The sequence below is a fragment of the Caulobacter vibrioides genome, assembly GCF_002310375.3.
GTDB lineage: Bacteria > Pseudomonadota > Alphaproteobacteria > Caulobacterales > Caulobacteraceae > Caulobacter > Caulobacter vibrioides_D.
Genome location: NZ_CP023315.3, coordinates 1,319,861 through 1,342,357, shown reverse-complemented (window position 1 = coordinate 1,342,357; position 22,497 = coordinate 1,319,861). Strand labels below are relative to the sequence as shown.

Annotated in this window: 15 protein-coding genes and 3 pseudogenes; 4 read left to right on the top strand and 14 right to left on the bottom strand. The window is 66.2% G+C overall.

What is annotated here, in order from left to right; all coding sequences use genetic code 11:
• Window positions 1-42: 42 nt before the first annotated feature.
• The 6 genes from CA606_RS06255 to CA606_RS06230 all read right to left on the bottom strand — a co-directional run bounded on the left by CA606_RS06255 (window position 43) and on the right by CA606_RS06230 (window position 5,867).
• Window positions 43-1,539, bottom strand: coding sequence for a CoA-acylating methylmalonate-semialdehyde dehydrogenase (locus CA606_RS06255; protein ID WP_096051911.1), 1,497 nt, complete (start codon window positions 1,537-1,539; stop codon window positions 43-45).
• A 183-nt stretch (window positions 1,540-1,722) separates the two neighbouring features.
• Window positions 1,723-2,247 (bottom strand): flavin reductase family protein, encoded by a 525-nt coding sequence (locus CA606_RS06250; RefSeq protein WP_096051912.1) that lies wholly within the window; start codon window positions 2,245-2,247, stop codon window positions 1,723-1,725.
• 39 nt (window positions 2,248-2,286) lie between these two features.
• Window positions 2,287-3,321 carry a hypothetical protein gene (locus CA606_RS06245; protein ID WP_181242813.1) on the bottom strand — a complete coding sequence of 345 codons (1,035 nt, stop codon included), beginning with the start codon at window positions 3,319-3,321 and terminating at the stop codon, window positions 2,287-2,289.
• Complete coding sequence (locus tag CA606_RS06240; protein WP_096051914.1) at window positions 3,207-4,127, bottom strand: glycosyltransferase family 2 protein; 921 nt, start codon at window positions 4,125-4,127, stop codon at window positions 3,207-3,209. Before CA606_RS06240 ends, CA606_RS06245 begins: the two co-directional genes overlap by 115 nt.
• On the bottom strand, window positions 4,127-5,278 hold the full coding sequence (locus tag CA606_RS06235; protein WP_096051915.1) for a GNAT family N-acetyltransferase: 1,152 nt from the start codon (window positions 5,276-5,278) through the stop codon (window positions 4,127-4,129). Before CA606_RS06235 ends, CA606_RS06240 begins: the two co-directional genes overlap by 1 nt.
• A 94-nt stretch (window positions 5,279-5,372) precedes the next feature.
• Window positions 5,373-5,867, bottom strand: a complete 495-nt coding sequence (locus CA606_RS06230) for a GAF domain-containing protein (protein WP_096053851.1) — start codon at window positions 5,865-5,867, stop codon at window positions 5,373-5,375.
• A gap of 199 nt (window positions 5,868-6,066) precedes the next feature.
• On the opposite strand from CA606_RS06230, the gene CA606_RS06225 reads away from it, so the two are divergent.
• Window positions 6,067-6,384 carry a hypothetical protein gene (locus CA606_RS06225; protein WP_096051916.1) on the top strand — a complete coding sequence of 106 codons (318 nt, stop codon included), beginning with the start codon at window positions 6,067-6,069 and terminating at the stop codon, window positions 6,382-6,384.
• 13 nt (window positions 6,385-6,397) lie between these two features.
• On the opposite strand, the gene CA606_RS06220 is transcribed toward CA606_RS06225, so the two are convergent.
• The 3 genes from CA606_RS06220 to CA606_RS06210 form a co-directional block, all read right to left on the bottom strand.
• A complete protein-coding gene (locus CA606_RS06220) occupies window positions 6,398-8,743 on the bottom strand; it encodes a methyl-accepting chemotaxis protein (RefSeq protein WP_096051917.1) in 2,346 nt (781 codons plus the stop codon).
• A gap of 124 nt (window positions 8,744-8,867) precedes the next feature.
• Window positions 8,868-11,183 carry a glucan 1,4-alpha-glucosidase gene (locus CA606_RS06215; protein ID WP_096051918.1) on the bottom strand — a complete coding sequence of 772 codons (2,316 nt, stop codon included), beginning with the start codon at window positions 11,181-11,183 and terminating at the stop codon, window positions 8,868-8,870.
• A gap of 33 nt (window positions 11,184-11,216) precedes the next feature.
• The gene (locus CA606_RS06210; RefSeq protein WP_181242812.1) at window positions 11,217-12,728 is read right to left on the bottom strand and encodes an MFS transporter; all 1,512 of its coding nucleotides are present in this window, start codon (window positions 12,726-12,728) and stop codon (window positions 11,217-11,219) included.
• 245 nt (window positions 12,729-12,973) lie between these two features.
• On the opposite strand from CA606_RS06210, the gene CA606_RS06205 reads away from it, so the two are divergent.
• A complete protein-coding gene (locus CA606_RS06205) occupies window positions 12,974-14,062 on the top strand; it encodes a LacI family DNA-binding transcriptional regulator (protein WP_096051920.1) in 1,089 nt (362 codons plus the stop codon).
• Here the strand turns inward: CA606_RS06205 and CA606_RS06200 are convergent.
• Together CA606_RS06200 and CA606_RS06195 are read right to left on the bottom strand one after the other, a co-directional pair.
• Window positions 14,059-15,702, bottom strand: coding sequence for an alpha-amylase family glycosyl hydrolase (locus CA606_RS06200; protein ID WP_181242811.1), 1,644 nt, complete (start codon window positions 15,700-15,702; stop codon window positions 14,059-14,061). The genes CA606_RS06205 and CA606_RS06200 overlap by 4 nt on opposite strands.
• Window positions 15,678-17,492: an alpha-amylase family glycosyl hydrolase gene (locus CA606_RS06195; protein WP_181242810.1), complete on the bottom strand. Its 1,815-nt coding sequence runs from the start codon at window positions 17,490-17,492 to the stop codon at window positions 15,678-15,680. The genes CA606_RS06200 and CA606_RS06195 overlap by 25 nt, the downstream gene beginning before the upstream one ends.
• Window positions 17,493-17,801: 309 nt before the next feature.
• On the opposite strand from CA606_RS06195, the gene CA606_RS06190 reads away from it, so the two are divergent.
• On the top strand, window positions 17,802-20,537 hold the full coding sequence (locus CA606_RS06190) for a TonB-dependent receptor (RefSeq protein WP_096051921.1): 2,736 nt from the start codon (window positions 17,802-17,804) through the stop codon (window positions 20,535-20,537).
• A 77-nt stretch (window positions 20,538-20,614) separates the two neighbouring features.
• Here the strand turns inward: CA606_RS06190 and CA606_RS19990 are convergent.
• Both CA606_RS19990 and CA606_RS19985 read right to left on the bottom strand, forming a co-directional pair.
• Window positions 20,615-20,722, bottom strand: a pseudogene (locus CA606_RS19990) (hypothetical protein); the annotation flags it as partial.
• A pseudogene (locus CA606_RS19985) lies at window positions 20,708-20,968 on the bottom strand (hypothetical protein); the annotation flags it as partial. The pseudogenes CA606_RS19985 and CA606_RS19990, both read right to left, overlap by 15 nt.
• On the opposite strand from CA606_RS19985, the pseudogene CA606_RS19980 reads away from it, so the two are divergent.
• Window positions 20,957-21,065, top strand: a pseudogene (locus CA606_RS19980) (hypothetical protein); the annotation flags it as partial. The pseudogenes CA606_RS19985 and CA606_RS19980 sit on opposite strands and share 12 nt — an antisense overlap.
• Before the next feature lie 355 nt (window positions 21,066-21,420).
• Here CA606_RS19980 and CA606_RS06180 read toward each other — a convergent pair.
• The gene (locus CA606_RS06180; RefSeq protein ID WP_181242808.1) at window positions 21,421-22,473 is read right to left on the bottom strand and encodes a hypothetical protein; all 1,053 of its coding nucleotides are present in this window, start codon (window positions 22,471-22,473) and stop codon (window positions 21,421-21,423) included.
• Window positions 22,474-22,497: the final 24 nt, after the last annotated feature.

Sequence of the window (22,497 nt, the reverse complement as noted above, 5' to 3'; positions counted from 1 at the left end):
GATAGCCTCTGCGAGGCTTCCGGGATGACACACGGAAGAAGACTACTTCATCGTCGGGATGACGAAGCTCGAATCCGCCACCTCGCCCTCGGGCCAGCGGGCGGTGACCGTCTTGACCTTGGTGTAGAACTTCACGCCCTCGACGCCGTGCTGGTTGGTGTCGCCGAACGCGCTGCGCTTCCAGCCGCCGAAGGTGTGGTAGGCCACCGGCACCGGGATCGGCACATTGATCCCGACCATGCCCACGTTCACGTTCGCAGCGAACTCGCGCGCGGCGCGGCCGTTGCGGGTGAAGATGGCGACGCCGTTGCCGTACTGGTGCTCGGACGGCAGGGCGATGGCCTCTTCCAGGGTCTCGGCGCGGACGATCTGCAGCACCGGGCCGAAGATCTCCTCGTGATAGGTCTTCATGCCCTTCTTGACGCCGTCGAACAGCGACGGGCCGATGAAGAAGCCCTTCTCGAAGCCCTGCAGCTGGAAGTCACGACCGTCGACCACGAGCTCGGCGCCCTCTTCCTGGCCGATGCGGATGTAGTCGGCGATCTTGTCGCGGTGCTGGGCGCTGACCACCGGGCCGTAGTGGGCGTCGGGATCGGTGGAGACGCCGACCTTCAAGGACGCGATCTCGGCGACCATGCGCTCGCGCAGTTCGTCAGCGGTCTTCTGACCGACGGGCACCACCACCGGCAGGGCCATGCAACGCTCGCCGGCCGAGCCAAAGGCCGCGCCCGACAGGTCCTTGACCACCTGGTCCATGTCGGCGTCGGGCAGGACGATGCCGTGGTTCTTGGCGCCGCCCATGGCCTGGACGCGTTTCCCGTGCGCCGTGCCGGTTTGGTAGACGTAGTGGGCGATGTCCGAGCTGCCCACGAAGCTGACCGCGCGGATCAGCGGATGGGTCAGGATGGCGTCGACGGCGCTCTTGTCGCCATGCACGACGTTCAACACCCCGGCGGGCGCGCCCGCTTCCATCATCAGCTCGGCCAGCTTGACCGGAACGGTCGGATCCTTCTCCGACGGCTTGAGGATGAAGGTGTTGCCGACGGCGATGCTGATGCCGAACATCCACATCGGGATCATGGCCGGGAAGTTGAACGGGGTGATGCCCGCGCAGACGCCCAGCGGCTGGCGCATCGAATAGACGTCGATGCCGGGGCCCGCGCCTTCGGTGTACTCGCCCTTCAGGATGTGGGGGATGCCGAAGGCGAACTCGATGACTTCGAGGCCGCGCTGGATGTCGCCCTTGCTGTCGGCGATCACCTTGCCGTGCTCGGACGACAGGATCTCGGCCAGGGTGTTCATGTCGCGCTCGATCAGGCGCTTGAACTCGAACATCACGCGGGCGCGGCGCTGCGGATTGGTCTGGGCCCATCCTACCTGCGCCTTTGCGGCGACCTGGACGGCGGCGTCGAGCTCGGCGTCGGTGACGAACTGGACGCGGGCCTGGACCTCGCCGGTGTTGGGGTTGAAGACGTCGCCGAAGCGGCCGGAGGCGCCGACCAGGGTCTGGCCGTTCACGAAATGGGCGATGTCTCGCATAATGCGCTCCCTAACGCTGTTTTGCGCGTCAATAGCACCGCGCGAGCGGGGCGTATGCCGCAAAAGTTCGCCACTCGCACCTTGCGTGCTTCGAGGCCCCTTCGGGGCGCCTCAGCATGAGGACTGCTCTGAGTCCCTCATCCTGAGGCGCGCGCCATAGGCGAGCCTCGAAGGACGCACCGCCTACTCCGCGTCGACATGCACGCGGCGGAACCGCCCTTGCAGATAGACGAGCGGTTCGTGGTCGGGGTCATACCGAAGCTTGACCACCCGTCCGACATAGACCCGGTGATCGCCGGCGTCGAAGACGTGATGGGTCTCGCATTCGAAATTGGCCATGCACTCGGGCAGGATCGGCACGCCGGTGCGCCAGGTCTCGGTCTCGAGGCCCGCGAAGCGGTCGGTGTCCTTTTGCACGAACTGGCGGGCCAGTTCCTGGTGCTCGGCGTGCAGCACGTTGACGGCGAACTTCTGCGCCGCGTCCAGCGCCGGCAGGCTGGAGGACTTGAGGTCAACGCAGATCAGCGCCAGCGGCGGATCCAGCGAGACCGAGGTGAACGAGTTCGCGGTCAGCCCCACCCGGCGGCCGTCAGGGGCCAGCGTGGTGACGACGGTGACCCCCGTCGTGAAACATCCAAACGCATTGCGCAGGGCCCGGGCGTCGTGCTCGGCGCCCTCCCCCAGTTCGATCGTAACCGCTTTACTCATCGGCTAAGCAGTGGGGCAAAGCAGGGCGACGGGCAAGCTTTAGGGTCGTGGCGGCTCGATCAAAACGCCAGGGCGGCTCGCATCCAGGCCAAAGGTGACCGGCAGGTGACGCACATGCGGCGTCTGCAAGCCCAGCGCCTTGGCGCCGCGCGCCACCGCCAGCTTGCCCAGCGCCATCGGACCAAAGCCCTCCTGGACGCGCGGATTGGCGCCCAGGCGACGGCGCAGCACGCCGTTGGCGTAGATCACATTGGCCCGCATCAGGGCCGGCGGGGTCATGAATTCGATCGAGATCGATACGTTCAGCATCGGGCCGTTCTCGATCCGATGCGGGGCGTTCTGGCGCCAGGTGACCATCTTGCCGGGGGTCAGGTCGACCTCTTGCGCGCCCTTGTCCCATTCGGGATCGAAGGCGAACTGCTCGGCCGTCTCGCGCAGCACGATCTTCTCCAGCGCCAGATCACCCACATAGGGATCGGCCACCGGATAAACCCACACCTTCTTCTGGCCCCGGATCTGCCACAGCGACACCAGCGGGACGTCCAGATGATAGAACACCTGCGCATTGGCGCTGGAGATCAGCATGCCCAGATCGCGCTTGAAGGTGCGCAGGCCCGGAACATGCGCCTGCTTGTCGGCGAAGATCTCGTCGGCCAGGGCCGCGTATTCGGGCACATGGTCGTTGGTCTGGCGAAGGTTCAGCCAGATGCGGCCGGTCTTGGCCGCCTCAAGCAGCTGGTCGCCGGTCAGGTTGCCCGCCGAACCCTTGCGCCAGGAGGTCCAGGCCTTGGGGTCCTCGCCCATGGTGAAGACGCCCAGCTTCTCGCGGGGATAAAGGTCCAGCAGACGCGCCAGGCCTTCATCATCGAACATCTGACGCTCATGCAGAGCGTGCTGGAACATCAGGTTCTCGCGGCCGAAGGCCTTGGCCTTCTGCGGCGTCCAGTCGGTGATCACGCTCACGCGGTCCTCCCGTAGAATTGGATCTTGAAGGGGCCCCACCAGAAGGTCTTGCCCAGCCCGCGGGCGGCGCGGTCCAGCCACTCGGCGCGGTCCTTGGCGCGGACGGCCCATTTCACGGCGGCGACGAGACCGAAGACTGCGGCCTGGCCCAGACCGATGACCATCCAGCGGGCGACGCCCAGATCGTCGCGCGGCACGGCGGCGGCGCAGTGGGCCGAGGGCCCCTGTCCGTAGGCGAAGGCGCGCTGGATGGTGTAGCCGAGGTTCAGCCGCGACGGGACCGGGTCTTCCCAGACCCAGGCGGCCGGCTCCCAGGCGAAGCGCTTGCCTGCCGCGCCCATATGGCCAAACAGCAGGTCGTCCTCGCCGCCAATGAAGTTGCGCTCGACCGCGAAGGGCGCAACCGGATCGGGTAGCGCCGAGCGCCGGATCAGGCTGTCGCCGCAGCCATAGTGGTAGTCGATGACGCCCGCTTCAGCGGGGCCAATGCGCGAGAAGAAGCGCTCAAGATAGTCCCGGTGCTGGTCGATATGGTCCGGCGCGCGGGCCTTGACCGGGCCGAACACCACGTCGGCGTCATAGCGGTCCTGGGCCGCCAGCAGCGCCGCCAGCCAACCGCTGGGCGCTTCCTCGTCATCGTCCAGAAAGGCGATGAAGTCGCCAGAGGCGCGCGCCATGCCGGCGTTGCGCGCGAAGGCGACGCCGGGCCGCTTCTCGTTGACATAGATGACCGGACACGGCGCGCCCTTGCTCAGCGCGTCCGCCACCGGCTTGGCCGAGGGAACCTGGTCGTTATCGACGATCACCAGCTCCAGCTCGGCGAAGTCGACGCCGACCTGGCCGAACACCGAGCGCGCCGCGACGGCCAGGCCGTCGGGGCGTCTCTGGGTCGGGATCATGACCGTGACGCGCGCCATCAGGCCTCCGTGTGCTCTCCGCGCCCGCGCTGCGCCCGCGCCGCTACGGCTTCGACGAAGCCGCGGACGCGGCCCGTCATGGTCAGCTCGGTGCTGGCGATGGCGTCCATGCGGCGGCGCAACTGGCCAACGGGCCCGGCGCCATGGGCGCCGGCCAGGCTCCAGACGCTTTCCATCGAATGGGCCATCCGTCCGGCAACGCTGGCTGCTGTCGCCGCGCCTTCGCCGATCTGGACGGTGCTGAGGCCGTAGGCGCGCTTATAGTGATCGTGTCCGGGGCCAAGATCGTAGCGGGTCAGGCTGAGCGCCGGCATGGCGGCGATGGCCCGCAGGAAGAAGATCTGCCCCGGCGACCAGGCCGCCATCTCGGGATTGGTCGAGGCGATCCAGGGGTGATAGGTCGCCCCCTGGCGCACGCCAAAATGGCCGCCCACCAGCGTGTCGCCGGCATAGAGGTTGATCATCAGCCCGCGCATCGCCCTGTCGCGGGTCGTGAACAGGTCGGCCATCAGCTCACGCGTCCAGTCGGCGCGCAGGAAGTCGTGGCTGCCGGTGCGCGCCAGTTGATCTCGCTTCCAGTCGATCAGCAGGTTGAAGGCGTCGCGGGACATGTCGCCCGCCACGAGGCGCACCTCGCCGACCTCGCGGTCCAGCTTGTTGTCGAGGCGGCGATAGTTCTTGATCTTCTTCGGGCTTTCGGCGCGTACGGCCTCCAGATAGGCCTCGACCGTCGTACCGGTGAGGTCGATCAGATAGGCCGTGCGGTCGGTTTTCGGCGAGGCCGGAAACACGGCGTGCGGGTCGATCAGTCCAGAATAGCGGAACACACTGACATCGGCGCCGCGCAGCACGTCGGCGATCTGCAGTCCCGCATCGGGACGCGAGACAAGGCCATGATAGTCCGAGAGCGGCGAGCCAATCGGACGCGCCAGGCCGCCAGGGCGACGATGGAACGGCAAGAAGCCGACCGTCTCACCCGCCTGGCGAACAACCGCCACGCGCGCGTCTTCACGAACGTTTCCAACAGCTTGCGTAAAGTCAGGACCCAGCAGCGGGTTGCTGAATCCATCCTGCGAGGCGGCAAGGCTCCGCCATAGCGCCGCGTCGGCGGGGCTCAAAAGGCTCGGATGGAGGGTCTCGACGTCCAGCATGTCCACCTGTCCTACTCCGACGCGGGTTAGGGAAAGATGGACCGCACCGTGCAATCGACAGGCCATGCGTCGGCCGGTCGACACAAAACGGGTATCAGCCGAAGGTCGCCTTCAGGATCTTCTCCAGCCAGTGCTGGTCAATCTCGTCGAAAGAGGCGGGCTTATCGGAGTCGACGTCGAACACCGCGATCAGTTGGCCGTCAGGACCAAAGACCGGCACGACGATCTCGCTCTGCGAGCGGCCGTCGCAGGCGATGTGCCCTGGAAAGGCGTGAACATCGGGCACCAGTTGGGTCTCGCCCGTGGCCGCAGCCGTCCCGCAGACTCCGCGGCCGTAAGCGATGCGCAGGCAGCCCAGGGTGCCTTGGTACGGCCCGACCACCAGCTCTCGCGCCTTGGTGGGGTCGACCACGTAGAAGCCCGCCCAAAAATAGGTGTCGAAGCTGTTGGCCAGCATCGAGGCCACGGTGGCCATGCGGGCGGTCAGGTTGGGCTCGCCATCCAGAACGGACGCGATCTCATCGGCCACCTCGGCGTAGCGGGTGGCCTTGTCGGCGGAGAGGGTGATGTCGTTGAACGCTTCGGCCATGGCGCGGATATAGCGCGACCGCCGCCAGATGTCAGAGGGGGCCGCCAAATTCGTCGCGGCGCGGCGGTTCGCTTAGGTGCCCTCTCACGCGGCTGTGGATCGTCGAAGGGACGCCCTTCCGCCCGCGCCGCGAATCCCGCGACGGTGCTGGCCAAGTCGTAGCCTGGGCGACCGCCCGGACCGTTCAAAGGGGTGGAACATGGCCGACGGATCGAGCGCTTTTGGCGAACGGGAAGTGCGCTTCGTAAGCCTCTATCACCACGACGGCCGGTTCGTGCGGCGGGAAGGCGCCTTCGCCTTCTGTCGCCGCGACGCCGACGGCGGCCGCACCGTGCTGCATCTGGAATCGGCCGCCGACATCAGCCGCGTCGCCACCCCAGGTCACGCTCACTGGGACTGGGCCGTCGCCAACGGCATGAACGAGCTGCTGATCAGCGTGAAAGAGGGCCAGCCCGTCGACAAGGCCATCGCCCTGTCCGACCTGCGTTTCGCCCTGCCGTCGGAAGCGACCGCCTAGGTCCTCCTCGCGCCTAGAACTCTTCCCACTCGCCGGGGCGCGAGCTTGGGGCCACTTTCAGGGCGTTGGCGCCCTGCACGTAGCGCTGGCGGAAGCTTTCGCGCGTTGGCGCCGTCGTTGGCCGCGACGCAGAGATGGCGGGCCGGTCGGCGCGTGTCGGCAGCTCGTGAACCTCGGCGCCGACCTGGAAGCGCCCGATGAGGCGTTCCAACTGCGCGGCTTCGTTCGACAGCGCATGGCTGGCGGCGGTGGACTGCTCGACCATGGCGGCGTTCTGCTGGGTGACCTGATCCATCTGATTGACGGCCTGGTTCACCTCGGCCAGACCCACGGCCTGCTCCTTGGACGAAGAGGCGATCTCCCCGACCAGTTCGTTGATCTCGGCCACCTGCACCAGGATTTCGCGCAGGGTCTCGCCGGTCTCGCCGACCAGCTTGACGCCCTTTCCGACTTGCTGGGTCGAGGCGCTGATCAGGGTCTTGATCTCCTTGGCGGCGTCGGCCGAGCGTTGCGCCAGGGCCCGCACCTCTTGCGCGACCACCGCGAAACCGCGGCCCGCGTCCCCCGCCCGAGCGGCTTCGACACCCGCGTTCAGGGCCAGCAGGTTGGTCTGGAAGGCGATTTCGTCGATGACGCCAATGATCTGGGTGATCGACTGCGACGACCGCTCGATGCCCCCCATCGCCTCGACCGCCTCCTCGACCACCGCGCCGCTGCGCTCGGCGGCGGCCTTGGCGGTCATGGTGACCTGACGGGCCCGCTCGGCGCCTTCCGAACTGCGCCGCACGGTGGCTGTGATCTGGTCGAGCGCGGCGGCGGTCTGCTCCAGGCCGGCGGCCTGCCGCTCGGTGCGCTGGGCCAGATCGTCGGCGGCGATGCTGATCTCGGCGCAACCGCTCTTGATGCTGCGCGCGGCGGTGAGGATGCCGGCCATGGTCGCCTGCAAGCTCTCGACCGCGGCGTTGAAGTCACGCGGCATCTTCACCGCGTCGCCTTCGAACTCCTCCTCGCGCATACGCCAGATCAGGTCGCCATCGGCCAGGCGCTCCATGCCTTCGCCGAGCTTGGCGACGGACCGGGCCTGGGCCTGGGCGAAGGCTTCGGCCTCCTGGGCATGTCTTTGGCGCTCGACTTCGGCGGTGGCGCGTTCGGCCTCCTGCTCGGCGCGCCGGCGCTGGCCGTCGGCCAGATCGTGGCGGAAACCATCGAGCGCCCGCGCGATCGCGCCGATCTCATCGCCGCCATCCACGCCCGGCACAGCGTCGTCATAGCGACCGGCGCTCAGCTTATCGACGGACCGTGTCAGACCGGTCAGCGGGGTCTTCACGAGGGTTGCGCTGGCCAGGAACAAGGCCGCCAGAACCGCAAGGGTGATCAGCACGCCGCCGGCGAACAGGATCTTGGCCAAGCGATCGGCGGGACCGGTGATCGCCGCCGCCGGAACATCCATGACCAGCGCCCAGCGGGCGTTCAGTTCGGGAATGGCGATCGGGCGGACAATGCGGATCATCGGCGTGTCGCCATCGGTGACGCCCTTGACCTCGACAGCGGCACCGCCGGCCAAGACGCCCCGCACCGCATCGGCGCCGGCGTCGGCGTAAGGCTTCATCCGTTGTTCGGGATCAGGGTGCGCCACCCACTGCCCCGCCGACGACAGCAGCATCACCCGTCCGCCGTCGAGGGGATGCATCTGCCCCAGTGCCGTCGACAGATTGTCCAGCGACATGTCCAGGCCGGCCACGCCGATCATCCGTCCGCCCGACTTGACCGGATAGGCCACCGAGGTCATCGCCACCTGCTTGCCGGCGATGCTGTCGAAATAGGGCTCGGTCAAGCGCGGCTCACCGCTTTTGGCCGTGTCGTTGTAATAATCTTCGGCGAAATCCGAGCCGTCGGATTGAAGCTCCAGTGTGGGCTGGCCCGCGTCGTTGACCCAGTAGACCGAGAAGCGACCATCCTTGTTGGACGCGGTCGCCGCGTCGCCGATGTGATCAGCGTCCTTGCCGTCCAGCCCATTGGGCTCGGCCATCAGCCAGGCGCCCATGACGCTCTTGGTGGCCAGGGCGTTCGGCTTCACCAGCGCCATGAACTTGTCGCGCTCGGTCAACCCCGCCTCATGCGCTGCGGATATCGACCCCTGCATGGCCTTGGCCGCCGCCGCCGCTGCGTTGATGTCGGCCGTCACCTGCTCAATCGCCTCGTCCGCCACCGCCCCGGCGTACTGATGGGTGAGCTGTGAAACGATCGCGCTGGTGTGAGACGACACCGCCACAGCCGCGGCGACAAGCAGGAGTCCGATCGCAAGACCCGCCACCAGGACCAGTTTCCAGGCGATGGTCAGTCGACGGAACGCTTTCATCACAAAGGCCTCCGGCCATGAACTAGGCGATTGCACCCAAGTTCACGGCCTAAAGCCTAAAGGCCCGTTAACCACGTCTCGAGAATGCGCGACCGCGACATTGTCGCGCACTCTTTTAGCCCCTCTAGCGCGCGTAACGCGCCTTCACCGGCGCATAGTTGTCCCAGACCTGCCCGTCGCTGACCGACCGCAGCAACTTGACGTACTCGGCATGGCTCCAGGCCAGGGGCGTGGCCGAATCGGTCCCCTCGCCCCGGACATAGGCATGAGCGCTGTCGGCCCCGACGCCGTCCCAGACCTGTTCGGGGATCATCAGCCCGTCATTGGCGAACAACTCCATCGCTTTCACATAGGTCTGGCGGATCTTCGCCAGGGCGGCAGGATCGGGCTTGCCCGAGAGTCCCGCTAGCGCCAGTTCGTAATGCCCGCGCTCACCGGTGAAGATCGGCCACACGCGCCCGCGCTGCCCAGGACGCATCTGGTTGTTCGCGCCATAGTTCGCGCCGCTCTGGGTGTCCTCACCGTAGCCGTCGACGCCATAGCGGCGCCAGCCGGGGAAGCTGCCCTCCACGCCGGGGAACTTGAAGCTGTAGCGAACGCGATAGAGGTCTTCGAGCGCCTCGTCGTCCAGCTCGGGCAGGCTGGCCAGGATCGCCGGATCGTCGGCGCGGCGGACGCCATAGCGCACCAACTCCAGGAAGCCGGCGTCCAGCATCTTGTCCTCGGCCACCGGGGCCTGGCCGTTACGCGCCTCGACCGGGCTCTTGTTGTTCGGGTCCTGGTCGCTGTTCAGGCGCAGATAATAGTGGCCGTCGCCGAAGGTCCCCTTGGTCGTGACCATCCGGGCCTCGAGTTTGCCGGCGTAGTCGTCGGCGGTCTGGCGATAGAGCGCGGCCGAGCCCGTGTCGCCCGCCGCCTCGGCGATATCCCCCGCGACGACGAGACCGGCGATCACGGCGGCGGTCGTCGAGGGCGAGTGGCCGCCCTGCTCTTCCCAGCGCTCCTGCTGGGTGAAGGGCGGGGTGATGGTCGCGGTGTTCCAGTCCAGATTGACCTTGCCGCCCTTGACCAGGAAGTCGGCCGCCGGCTTCAGCATCTTGCCGTAGAACGCCTTCAGCTCGGCGTCCGGCAGCCAGCCCAGCTTCCACAGCTTCCAGCCCAGCATGATCGGCATGGCCGTCTGGTCGAGCTGGACGCCGACCCACTCGGGCGTGCCGTCGACGTGCGACTTCTGCAGGAACCAGCCGCCGTCGCCCGTATTGCCGGGCGTCTTGGGCCCGACCTGGACCGTGGGCAGATAGTGGAAGGCCGCCAGCGGCGTTTCCTTGTCGCCCAGGGCCGCCAGGGCCATCGCGCACTGATAGAAGTCGCGCGGCCAGACGGCCTTATAACCGGTCGAGGACTTGGTCGCATCGACCGTGTCGCCCCACGGATTGGACAGCGAGGCGATCAGCGCGCCGGCGTAGGTGCGGTCTTCCTGCACCTTCAGCATCAGGGCGCTGGCCTGCAGCAGCTTGCCCCCGTCCTCGGACGCGTCGCGCAGACGCGGCAGCTGGCTCAGCGAGGCCAGATAGTCCTCCCAGCCCACATGGGCGCCCTCGCCGTTGTAGCGCGCCAGGACCTCGGCGTAGCCAGTCTTCAGCGTCGCGGCGGCGGTCTGGTCGGCGGCCTTGGCGTCTGCGCCGAAGCCGATCACCACATCAAAGGTCTCGGACTTGGCGACCTTGGGCAGCTCTCCGGCCAGCACGATCGCGCCCTTGGCCGAGGTGGCGGTCGCCTTGAGCGCGGCCAGAGCATCGCCATCCTTCAGCACGCTGGCCGAGGCCTTGGCGAAGGGCTTGCTGGCCTTGAGGCTGAGGAACGCCTTGCCCTCGTGGGCGGTGAGCGCCGAGGCCGAGGCCGCGCCCATGTCGCCGCCGCCGGTGTTGGCCATATGCGGCTCCAGCAGCAGGGTCGGCGTGACCGCGCCCTTGAGGGCCGTCACCGTCACGCGCACGAACAAGGCGTTGCGGTCGGGATCGGTGAAGATCCGCTTTTCGATGACGAAGCGGCCTTGGCGATCGGTGGTGGTGATCTTGTAGGCCGGCGACAGCGGCCGACCGGCGGCGTCGACGTGCAGGTATTCGGTCTTGGCGGTCGTATCCGCGCCCTCGATCGCCAGGCCGCTCGCCGTCTCGACCGCGATGCGCATCTGCTTGATCTGCGCCTCATGGATCAGGCCGTACATCGTCTCGGTGAGGACGCCGTCGGCGATCGAGAACCAGACCTTGGACACCGCCCCGGTCTTGCCGCCGGCCTTGTAGGCGCCGTCGACATAGGCCTCGTAGGACGCGCCGACGCCGGTCTTGGCGGAATAGGCCCAGGTCGTGGGCGCGGCCTGGGCGGCGGTGGCGATCAGGGTCGCGGCCGAGGCCAGGGCGAAGGTTTTCAACGTGCGCATGGCGAGGACCTCGTCAGGCTTGAAGGAAAGGGATCAGGCGGGGGCGCCGGCGACGCGGTCGCGGACCAGGAAGGTCGCGGCGGCGGCCAGCGCAAAGGACAGTGCGCCCAGCACCAGGGCGAAGATCGATTGATTGCCGAAGAAGGTCTTCAGCATCAGGCCCAGCAGCGTCGCGGCCAGCAGCTGCGGGATGACGATGAAGACGTTGAAGATGCCCATATAGACGCCCATCTTCCGCGCCGGCAGCGCCCCGGCCAGGATCGAGTACGGGGCCGACAGGATCGAACTCCAGGCGAAGCCGACGCCCACCATGCCGATCCACAGCAGGCCAGGATCGCGGATCACCAGGAACGAAAGCAGGCCCAAAGCGCCAAGGCCCAGGCACACCGCATGGCTGACGCGGCGGCTGGTGACCTTGACCATCAGCGGGATCACCAGCGCAGCCAGCGCCGCCACGCCATTGTAGACGGCGAACAGCACGCCGACCCAATCGGCGCCCTCGTTATAGGCCTTCGAAGACGCGTCGACCGCGCCGAAGTGGACCGCCGCCACGGCGGGCGTCGTGTAGATCCACATGGCGAAAAGGCCAAACCACGAGAAGAACTGCACCACCGCCAACTGGCGCATGGTCTTGGGCATGCGGAAGACGTCGGCCAACACTTCGGAGAAGCCGTTGTCGGTGCGGCCGATCCGCTTGAGCCAGGCGCCCGCCACGCCCGCGCCGCCGAAGGCGAACAGGAGCGCGGCCAGGACATAGAGTTCCTTCTCTAGACCCGCGCCCCAGACAATGAGCGCCAAGGCCACGCCGAGCAGGACGCCGCCGACACCCAGGGCGACATAGCCCCTGGTCGAGGGTTCCGCCTCCACGTGGGCGCCCAGGCCGGCGATCTCGCGCTCGGCCTTCTCGAAGGCGGTGAGCTGGTCAGGGCTGTACTCGCGGGTGGTGAACACCGTCCACAGCACCGCCAGCAGCAGGCCCGCCCCGCCGGTGTAGAAGGCGATCCGCACCGAGTCCGGCACCTGGCCGGCGGGCGCGGTGTTGGCCACGTCGAACCAGTTGGTCAGCATCCACGGCAAGGCCGAGGCGAAGACCGCGCCCAGCCCGATGAAGAAGCTCTGCATGGCATAGCCGGCCGCGCGCTGCTCGTCGGGCAGGTTGTCGCCGACAAAGGCGCGGAACGGCTCCATGGTGATGTTGATCGAGGCGTCCATGATCCACAGCGCCGCCGCCGCCACCCACAGCGTGGGCGAGTTGGGCATGACCAGCAGGGCCAGGGTCGTCAGGATCGCGCCCCAGAAGAAGTAGGGGCGACGACGTCCGAACCGGCCCCAGGTCTTGTCGCTGAAATGGCCGATAATGGGCTGGACCAGCAGGCCGGTGGCCGGCGCGGCGATCCACAGGATCGCCAGGTGGTTCACATCCACGCCCAGAGACTGGAAGATGCGGCTGGTGTTGGCGTTCTGCAGGCCGAAACCGATCTGGATTCCGAAGAATCCAAAGCACATGTTCCAGATCTGCAGGAAACTGAGCCTCTGCCTGGCCATCGATCCTCCGCCGCCCCGACCGCCGGTTGGCCCGGCTGGTTCGCAAATTTTTTCATCGCGCTTAGTGGGCGACATTAGCGCACGCACCGACGCTGCGCGCAACGTAAAACGCATGATTGATTGAGCGATTTCGCGATCGAGCGCCCTTCCCGCAACTCCGTCGCACCCACGGCATCAGCGGTAGATGGCGCTTCTTTGCAAGAGTTTTCACAGCTGTTTTCCGGCCCAATGCCGCCGCGCCGCGCTTGCAAAGCCCGGCGAAGCGCGTCTTATGGGGCTCTGAAAATATTTGCAGAAATCTTTGCATTAGGGGCGAGTTCGGGGTGAGCAAGGGCGCGACGCGACTGGAAGACCTGGCTAAGTTGGCGGGCGTTTCGATCTCGACCGCCTCGCGCGCCCTCAACGACAGCCCCGCGGTCAACAAGCGCACCAAGCAGCTGATCTGGAAGCTGGCGCGCGAGATGGACTACCCCTTCCGCCGCTACATGCCCGCCGGTCCGATCGGCGCCGAGGCGACCATCGCCATCGTCACCCCGCGCCCCCAGGGCCGGGGCAGCAGCATGTCGGACCCGTTCTTCCTGGAACTGTTGGCCGGCGTCGGCGAAGCGGCCCGCGAGCGGGGCTGCGACGTGATCCTCTCCCACATCGCGCCGACCAATTACGACGACCTCTCCGAGGCCATGACCACCAGCCGGGCCGAGGGGGTGATCTTCCTGGGCCAAAGCTCGCTGCACGCCGCCTTCAATCGCCTGGCCGAGACCGAGAACCGCTTCGTGGTCTGGGGCGCGCAACTGCCCGACCAGAACTACTGCTCGGTGGGCTCCGACAACGTCATGGGCGGCCGTCGCGCCACGCTGCATCTGCAGCGTCTAGGCCGCAAGCGGATCGTCTTCCTGGGCGACACCGAGGCGCCCGAAGCCATGCAGCGCCATCGCGGCTATCTTGATGCGCTGGAGCACGCCAAGCTGGGCGTCGATCCCGACCTGATCGTGCCGGCCCACTTCGAGGTCGAGTCCGCCGAGGCGGCGGTCGACAGCCTGATCCACAACGGCATCACCTTCGATGGCGTCGTCGCCGCCTCGGACCTGATCGCCCTGGGCGCGATCCGCGCGCTGAAGCATGCGGGCCTCTCGGTTCCAGGCGACGTCTCGGTGATGGGCTTCGACAATGTGCCCTTCAGCCGCTACGCCAGCCCAGCCCTCTCGACCATCGCCCAGGATACGACCAAGGCCGGCAAGCTGATGGTCTCCAAGCTGCTCGACAGCGGCGAACGCGCCAGCCGTTCGGAGCGCGTGCCGACGGATCTGATCATCCGGGAAAGCTGCGGGGGCTAGCCCCGCCGCGCGATCAACCCCGCGCACACCGGCATCTGCCCCTCGCCGCCCAGGTTGACGCCGTCGATCGGCGTCCAGCCGTCGGGCAGCGACCAGGTCACCGGCTCAAAGCCCAGGTTGAAAGCCAGCAGCACCGCGTCCGCCCCCTCCCCGCGCTGGAAGATCAGCAGCGGGCTGTTGGTGTCGACGAAGGTGATCGCGCCGGTGCGCAGGGCCGGATAGGCGCGACGCAGGCCGATCAGGCGACGCGCGATGTTCAGCGTCGAGGCCGGATCGGCCTCCTGCGCGTCGACCGCCAAAGGCAGATGCTCCGGATCGACCGGCAGCCAAGGCTCGACGCCAGAGAAGCCGGCGTTCAACGCGCCTGAAACCCACGGCATCGGCGTGCGGGCCCCGTCGCGGCCCAAGGTCTGGGGCCAGTTGGCGATGGCTTCTGGGTCCTGCAGGCGCTCGAACGGCACATGGGCCTGGGGCAGGCCCAGTTCCTCGCCCTGGTAGACGAACACGTTGCCGCGCAGGCCCATCAGGAGCAGCAGGCACAGCTCGGCGAAGGCCTTGCGGTCACGCCCCTCAGCCCAGCGCGACACCGCGCGTGGGGCGTCGTGGTTGGAGAAGGTCCAGGAGGGCCAGCCCTCGCCCGCCTCGCCCGGCCACATGGCCGCGCCCTGCGGGATCATCTCGCCGATCAGCTTGTCGGCGTAGAGATAGAGGAAGCCATAGGCGCTGTTCAGCCGATCCTCGCCGGCCGTGAACAGCTTCATCTCGCGCTCGGCGTGGTCGCCGCCGACCTCGGCCACCGAGAAGCGCCCGCCCGCCGCGTCGGTCAGCGCCCGCAGGCGGCTGAGGAACTTCGGGATATCGGCGTGGCTCTGGTTGTGGATCTTGTCTTGGAAGTCGAACGGCCGCGTGCGCTTGCCGCCCGGCGGCAGGGGCGGATTATCGGTCAGCTTCGGATCGTGCATCGAGAAGTTGATGGCGTCGAAGCGGAAGCCGTCCACGCCCTTGTCGATCCAGAACTGGGTGACGGCCAGCAGGGCTTCCTGGACTGCGGGATTGTGCAGGTTCAGCTGCGGTTGGCTGCTGAGGAAGTTGTGCATGTAGTACTGGCCGCGCCGGGCGTCCCAAGTCCAGGCCGGGCCGCCGAACACCGACTGCCAGTTGCTGGGCGGGCTGCCGTCGGGCTTGGCGTCGGCCCAGACAAACCAGTCGGCCTTGGGGTTGGCGCGATCCTGCCGGCTCTCGACGAACCACGGGTGCTCGTCCGAGGTGTGCGAGAACACAAGGTCGATGATGATCTTCAGGCCCAGATCATGAGCCCGCGCGATCAAGGCGTCGAAATCGGCCAGGGTCCCGAAGATCGGATCCACGTCGCAATAGTCCGAGACGTCGTAGCCGAAGTCCTTCATCGGCGAGGTGAAGAACGGCGACAGCCAAACGCCCTCGACACCCAGCGCGGCGATGTGGTCGAGGTGGGCGGTGATCCCCGGCAAGTCGCCGACGCCGTCGCCGTTCGAGTCGGCGAAGCTGCGCGGATAGACCTGATAGATTACCGCGCCACGCCACCACTCGACGGTCATCGACATCTCCGCATCGGGGCGCTCTAGAACCTGCACTGTCACGATCGTCCCTCGGAAACGCAAATCATGTAGTCGAACGGCGCCAGTTCGACGCTGTAGCTGCCCGGGGCGGCGACGCTCGAGACGCAGGCGCCGTGCACGCTCTTCCAAGCCGCAGAGCCCATCTCGACCGGCACCCGCGCCTTGATCGGCTTGTCGCTCGTGTTGAAGACGGCCAGCACCTCGGTTTCCGCCATCAGCCGCGAGTAGGCCAGCAGGCCGGGCTTGGCCTCGGCGACCCGCGTCACCTGCCGCCCTTCACGCAGCGCGGGCGTCGTGGCCCGCAGCTTTGAAAGCGCCGCAATACGACGGTGGAGGACGCCATCGGCCTGGAACGCCGACCTAGGCCCCGTGGCCGTCGAGCCGACCAGGCGGTTGTCGTTGTAGCTGGCCACTTGGCTCGGGAACATGTCCTCACGGCTGTCGGCATAGTCGCCGTCGCCAGTGAAGCCCTGCTCGTCGCCATAGTAGATCGTCGGCACGCCGCGCGCGGTCAGCATGATGGCGTTGGCCAGGGTGACCCGCGCCAGAAGCGCGTCATCGCCGATCTTCGGATGAGCCTTCAGCACGAAATGGCCGATGCGGCCCATGTCGTGATTGCCAAGAAAGGTCGGCAGCTGGCGCGTCGTGGCCTCGCCGCCGTCATAGACAGCGTCGCTCGCGAAGACGCTGGCCAGCCGGTCGGGTCCGGCGCGGCCGGTGACGACGTCCGTGACCGCCGCCTGGAAGGCGAAGTCCAGCACCGCCGGCAGCTTGTCGACCTTCACGTGCCGCGCCAGGGCCGCAACGTCGGGGTCGAAGACCTCGCCGAAGATGTGGAAGTTCGGAATACCCTTGGCCTTGGCGCGCCCCAGCATGGCCGGAACGAAGGCCTGCCAGAACTCGGGGTTCACATGGCGGGCGGTGTCGATGCGATAGCCGTCGATCCCGAACTCGTCGATCCAGTGGCCATAGACCTCGATGAAGCCGTCAACCACGCGCGGGTGCTCGGTGAAGACGTCATCCAGCGTGGCGAAGTCGCCCAGCAGCGAGCTCTCGCCGGCGAAGGTGCTGTCACCCCGGTTGTGATAGTAGATCGGATCGTTCAGCCAGGCGGGCGTCTTGGCGCGCTCCTGGCCGGGCGGGATATAGGGCGTATAGGCCCAGTCCGGGCGCTTGAGCTTGCTGAAATCCCTGCCGTCGAAGCCGTCATTGATCGACGCCCCGTCGCCCCCGCCGCGACGGACATAGGGATAGTCCGCGACGCCGCGATAGGCGCAGCGGCCGTCCGGGCATTCCTTGTACTGAATGACATCGGCCGTGTGGTTCACGACGATGTCCATATAGACCTTCATCCCGCGCGCATGGGCCGCGTCGACCAGGGCCTTGAAGTCGGCCTTGGTTCCCAGGTGCGGATCGACGTCGGTGAAGTCGGTGATCCAGTAGCCGTGATGCGCGGCCGATTCCTGGCCGGGCGGCCCTTGCACGGCCCGGTTCACGAAGATCGGCGCCAGCCAGACGGCGGTCGCCCCCAAGCCCTGGATGTAGTCCAGACGGCGCGTCACGCCCTTGAGGTCGCCGCCATGATAGAAGCCCGCCCGCGCGGGATCAAAGCCGTCGACCAAGGCCCCCAGGGCGGGTCCGCCGTGATCATTCGTCGCGTCGCCATTTTCGAGGCGATCGGGCAGGACGAAGTAGATCACCTCGTCCTGGGGCTTGCGCTGAAGGTAGGGATCGGGAGCCGCAGAGGCGGCCGTCGTCATGGCGCCCACGCCGAGCGCGCTCATGGCCGTCATGGCCAGCAGCGTCCGCCGCCAGGGCGTCAAGGCCGACATCGCTCCCCTCCCCTCAATGCACGCCCCGACTTGCGGGCCGCATTGCAATTCTTTGCAAGAATTTGCAGCCCGAATGAAAGGCTGTCAATCCTTCAACTTGAGAGCATTTGCGGGCAACTGCGCCACCCCAAGGCGGATAATGTGGCGCAAAGAAGCCACACAACGCCCATTCACAGCGACAACGGCGCCTCCAGAAGGCCCCGTTTGCATTTTTTTGGGTTGATTACGGTCCGTTAATTTGCAGTAGTTTGCAGCAACGGCCCGCCGCACGACCTCAACAGCGCAGAGCCGGACAGGGAGGGAACTCGTATGAACACCCAATTTTCGCGTCGTCGCGCCTGGCTGATGGCCGGCGGAGCCACGGGCCTGGCGCTCGCTTTCGCCGTCACCGGCTCGGCCCAGGCTCAGACCGCCACCCCCGCTGCGGATGACACCAAGGTCGAGGAAGTCGTCGTCACCGGCATCCGCCGCGGGATCGAAGGCGCCATCTCGCTGAAGAAGAGCTCGACCTCGATCGTCGAAGCCGTCTCGGCCGAAGACATCGGCAAGCTGCCCGACGTGTCGATCGCCGAGTCGATCGCCCGCCTGCCCGGTCTGACCGCCCAGCGCCTCGACGGCCGCGGGCAGGTCATCTCGATCCGGGGCCTGGCGCCGGACTTCACCACCGCCCTGCTGAACGGCCGTGAGCAGGTCTCGACCGGCGACAACCGGGGCGTCGAGTTCGACCAGTATCCGTCGGAACTGCTGAGCGCCGTCGTCGTCTACAAGACCCCCGACGCCGCCCTGATCGGCCAGGGCCTGGCCGGCACCGCCGACATGCAGACCGTCCGCCCGCTGGCCTATGGCAAGCGCGCCCTGGCCGTCGGCGCCCGCTATGAGTGGAACGATATCGGCGCCTTGAACGCCGGCACCTCGTCCAAGGGCAACCGCTTCAGCATCTCCTATATCGACCAGTTCGCCGACGGTAAGGTCGGCCTGGCCCTGGGCTACGCCCACATGGAGTCGCCCTATCAGGCCGAGCGCTGGAACGCCTGGGGCTATCCGACCGCCGACGCGACCGGCAATCTGGTGATCGGCGGCGCCAAGCCGTACGTGATGTCGAGCAAGCTCAAGCGCGACGGCGTCATCGGCGTCCTCGAGTTCAAGCCGAACGAGCACTATTCGGGCGCGATCGACGTCTTCTATTCGAAGTTCGACAACCGCCAGATCCTGCGCGGCATCGAGCTGCCGCTGTACTGGTCGGCCGCCACCCTGCAGCCGGGCTACGCCTCGGCCGATAAGCTGGTCACCAAGGGCACGTTCGCCGGCGTGAAGGGCGTTGTCCGCAACGACAGCAACCTGCGTGAAAACACCGTCAAGGCGTTCGGCTGGAACAACAAGTTCTTCGTCGACGACAACACCACCGTCACCGCCGACCTGTCGTGGTCGAAGGTCGAGCGCACCGACCAGATCCTGGAAAGCTATTCGGGCACGGGCCGCAGCGGCGTCGGCGCCACCGACACCCTGGGCTTCACCATGGACGGCGACGGCGTCGCCCAGTTCAACTCGACCCTGAACTACGCCGACGCCAACCTGATCAAGCTGACCAGCCCGCAGGGCTGGGGCACCGACGCGGCCACCCTGCCCGGCGGTCAGGACGGCTATCTGAACAAGCCGACCATCGAGGACGAGCTGAAGGCCATCCGCCTTTCGGCCAAGCGCATGCTGAACGGCCCGATCAAGGCCCTCGACTTCGGCGTGAACTACAGCGAGCGCGGCAAGACCCTGGTCAATGACGAGTGGTTCCTGCGCGTGAAGGGCAACCCCGCCAGCGTCGCCATTCCGAGCAACGCCCTGGTCGGCTCCACCTCGCTGGCGTTCATGGGCATCAAGGGCATGGTCAGCTACGACCCGTTTGCCCTGATCGGCGCGGGCGTCTATGACCTGGTCCGCAACCCCAACGCCGACGTGCTGGTCAAGAGCTGGAACGTCGAGGAAAAGGTCACGCTCGGCTATGTGAAGGCCGATATCGACACCGACCTCAGCGGCCTGAACGTCACCGGCAATGTCGGCTTCCAGGTCGTGCACACCGACCAGAGCTCGACGGCCCTGGGCGCCACCGGCTCGGGCACGGGCGTCAAGAGCACCACGCTGAGCGGCGGCAAGACCTATACCGACGTGCTGCCCAGCATGAACCTGCAGTTCCATCTGCCCAACGAGCAGATGATCCGCGTCAGCGCCGCCCGCACCCTGGCCCGTCCCCGCATGGACCAGATGCGCGCGTCCAAGACCTTCGGCTACGATCCGGCCAAGGCCGCCTCGACCAACATCAACAACTCGCCCTGGAGCGGCAGCGGCGGCAATCCGGAGCTGGAGCCCTGGCGCGCCAACGCCTTCGACGTGTCGTACGAAAAGTACTTCGGTCGTCAGGCCTACGTCTCGCTGGCCGGCTTCTACAAGGACCTGAAGACCTACGTCTATGACCAGAACCTGGTCTTCGACTTCACGGGCTTCCCGGTCACCAGCGGCGCGGAACCGGCGCTGCGTCGCGGCATCGTCTCGACGCCGCAGAACGGCAAGGGCGGCTCGATCAAGGGCGTGGAGTTCACGCTGTCGATGCCGGGCGCCCTGCTCACCCCGGCCCTGGACGGCTTCGGCGCGGTCTTCTCGGCCTCGCACACCGACAGCAAGATCCGCCCCAACCCCAGCGATCCGTCGACTCCGATCCCGGGCCTGTCGAAGAACGTCGCCAACCTGACCGTCTACTACGAGAAGGACGGCTTCTCGGTGCGGGTCAGCGACCGCTACCGCTCGAAGTTCCTGGGCGAGGTCTCGGGCTTTGGCAACGGCCGCAACTACCGCATGGTCAAGGGCGAAAGCGTCGTCGACGCCCAGATCGGCTACACCTTCAACGACGGCCCGATGGAAGGCCTGTCGCTGCTGGGCCAGGTCAACAACCTGACCGACGAGCCGTTCACCACCTATCAGAACGGCGACACCCGCCAGGTCATCGACCACCAGCGCTACGGCCGCACCTTCCTGCTGGGCGCCAGCTACAAGTTCTAACCCCGTAAGCCTTCCCCAAAGGCCTTTAGCGCCCCCTGTCGGCCCTGCCCGACAGGGGCTCTTTTTTTGCCTGATACTCAGGGACGCTCCAGGCGCTCGCTGGCCCGCCGGCGCACGGCCCGGAACACGATGGGCAGGAGCTCCCAGCTGAACGCGCCAACGACAAAGCCGAACAGATAGGCCTCGCGCAGCGGCGGCCAGGGAATGAGCGGCAGCGCCACGCGCACGAGGAAACCCGCCAGGATCATCGCCGAGGCGGCCGCGCAGGCCAGCCGCACCAGAAGGCCGCGCTCGACCACGCCCAGCGCGCCGATCTGCACGCAGCCATAGACGGCCACGCCGCCCAGAGCGCCCACGATCGCGCGCAGGCGATCGGGATCGATGTCCATCGAGGCCTCCTCTAGCCCGGGATCGAGGGAGTGACGGCTCAAGGGCGTCCCGAGTCCCGCGTCGCAGCCGCGACAGCACTCCGGAACAACCCCGCCGTTAGGAAATGTGCCTGGGAGAGTGCGGAGAGTCGACGGGGCGTCGAGACGGATGCGTCCGGTTCTGACGCCGGATCAGGGAAATCTATGATTCACGGCAAAAAGGAACACTTAACGAACGTAACGGATTGAACCTAGTCTTCCGCAACCAGATAAGTTGCTGTTTTGTCGAGGGAATTGAGAAATTTGGCAGGCCAGGGGGTATCCACTTTATGTTGAAACACTTCAATATTTTGGTGTCGATACCAACAAAAACACCTACAGGCTTCCTATAAATTCCGAGCGATTACAGCCTGCTAGATCGGAAGATCCCGCGCCCGAGTTGAAGGTCTGACCTACTTTTTACAGCCAATGACAGAGACTGAAAAACCGCTTTCGCGATACCATCGAGCGTTGCATCACGCGATCACTGCAAGACCCTCAATAAGCTTTTGGATTTCTTGCGAGATGTTCGTGGGGGTTGCGTCGCGCGGAGTTGCCAGAAGTACCGAGCGGCCGAACGAACTAAGCGCAACCGATACAATCAATCCTGTCGCTTTGGCGCTCGCAAGCTGAGGAGCTTCAAAGAGGGCTGGGGCATCTGGAAGTGGGGCAACGGCGACAGCGTGCGTGCGAACTCCGAAGGTTTTCACCCCTACGATCTGCCGAGGCCCAACCTGCCCAATCGGAACGGCTTCAATAGCTTGGATTGCCGAAAGGGAGGCCGCGCCCAACCATACGATTTCCTTGAACCCCACATCCGCATAGACCTGTGCCATCCGTTGTTTCGCGATTTCCTCCCCACCTTTGCTCATCTCTGCTCTCACTCCGAGAAGGGTGCTCAGCAGACCATCCATCCAGGTACGACCATCTTGCGTGAGCAGTGTCGCCTCAATCATGGAGAATGTATCGCGGTGCAGGTCTCTGAAGCGATTTCTGATCTGCAACTCGTCAAGCTTGGCCCCATCATTGGGCAGTTGCCGCAACAACGCGACGAAATCACCCAAAGAAGCGCCGAGCTTCGCTAGATCTGAGAAAACAGTCTCGGGTATTGTCGCGATCGCGACCACGCCCTTGTGGGCGTACTTTTCCATCATTTCGAGATGAAGTTGCGCGCCGGGGTTTGGACACTGAACAACCGAGAGGACGACCACAGCCTTCGCCGTTGAGCGCGCTATATTGAACTCGTTGTATTCATTTCGGCCGACTAGCGGTAGTTGATCCGACCACCTGTTCAGCCAAGTCTTAGCTTGGCGCTTGTTGTGCTTAACTCCCTTCTCATACGAGCGCCCGTTGGAGGTGCAGTAGAATAGCAACACGACGCCGTCACATGACCAAGCTATATCAGCGGGCTCTTCGCCATCTCCGTAGTGGTCGGGTACAAACAGGAAGCGCGCGCCAACAGAATGGCGTGAAAAATCATGAATGGCTTCTTCTTGGAAGCTTTGGAACGGGTGTCGCGGCCTTTCCATCGTCCAATCCTGCTGCCCTCAGTT

Bases quoted from the DNA above. Each gene is read 5' to 3' on its own strand.
- CA606_RS06225 (WP_096051916.1), top strand. From the start codon at position 6,067: ATGGCCGACGGATCGAGCGCTTTTGGCGAACGGGAAGTGCGCTTCGTA.
- CA606_RS06245 (WP_181242813.1), bottom strand. From the start codon at position 3,321: ATGGGCCGTCCGCGCCAAGGACCGCGCCGAGTGGCTGGACCGCGCCGC.
- CA606_RS06195 (WP_181242810.1), bottom strand. From the start codon at position 17,492: ATGTCGGCCTTGACGCCCTGGCGGCGGACGCTGCTGGCCATGACGGCC.
- CA606_RS06190 (WP_096051921.1), top strand. From the start codon at position 17,802: ATGAACACCCAATTTTCGCGTCGTCGCGCCTGGCTGATGGCCGGCGGA.
- CA606_RS06220 (WP_096051917.1), bottom strand. From the start codon at position 8,743: ATGAAAGCGTTCCGTCGACTGACCATCGCCTGGAAACTGGTCCTGGTG.
- CA606_RS06235 (WP_096051915.1), bottom strand. From the start codon at position 5,278: ATGCTGGACGTCGAGACCCTCCATCCGAGCCTTTTGAGCCCCGCCGAC.
- CA606_RS06250 (WP_096051912.1), bottom strand. From the start codon at position 2,247: ATGAGTAAAGCGGTTACGATCGAACTGGGGGAGGGCGCCGAGCACGAC.
- CA606_RS06210 (WP_181242812.1), bottom strand. From the start codon at position 12,728: ATGGCCAGGCAGAGGCTCAGTTTCCTGCAGATCTGGAACATGTGCTTT.
- CA606_RS06255 (WP_096051911.1), bottom strand. From the start codon at position 1,539: ATGCGAGACATCGCCCATTTCGTGAACGGCCAGACCCTGGTCGGCGCC.
- CA606_RS06240 (WP_096051914.1), bottom strand. From the start codon at position 4,127: ATGGCGCGCGTCACGGTCATGATCCCGACCCAGAGACGCCCCGACGGC.
- CA606_RS06180 (WP_181242808.1), bottom strand. From the start codon at position 22,473: ATGGAAAGGCCGCGACACCCGTTCCAAAGCTTCCAAGAAGAAGCCATT.
- CA606_RS06230 (WP_096053851.1), bottom strand. From the start codon at position 5,867: ATGGCCGAAGCGTTCAACGACATCACCCTCTCCGCCGACAAGGCCACC.
- CA606_RS06215 (WP_096051918.1), bottom strand. From the start codon at position 11,183: ATGCGCACGTTGAAAACCTTCGCCCTGGCCTCGGCCGCGACCCTGATC.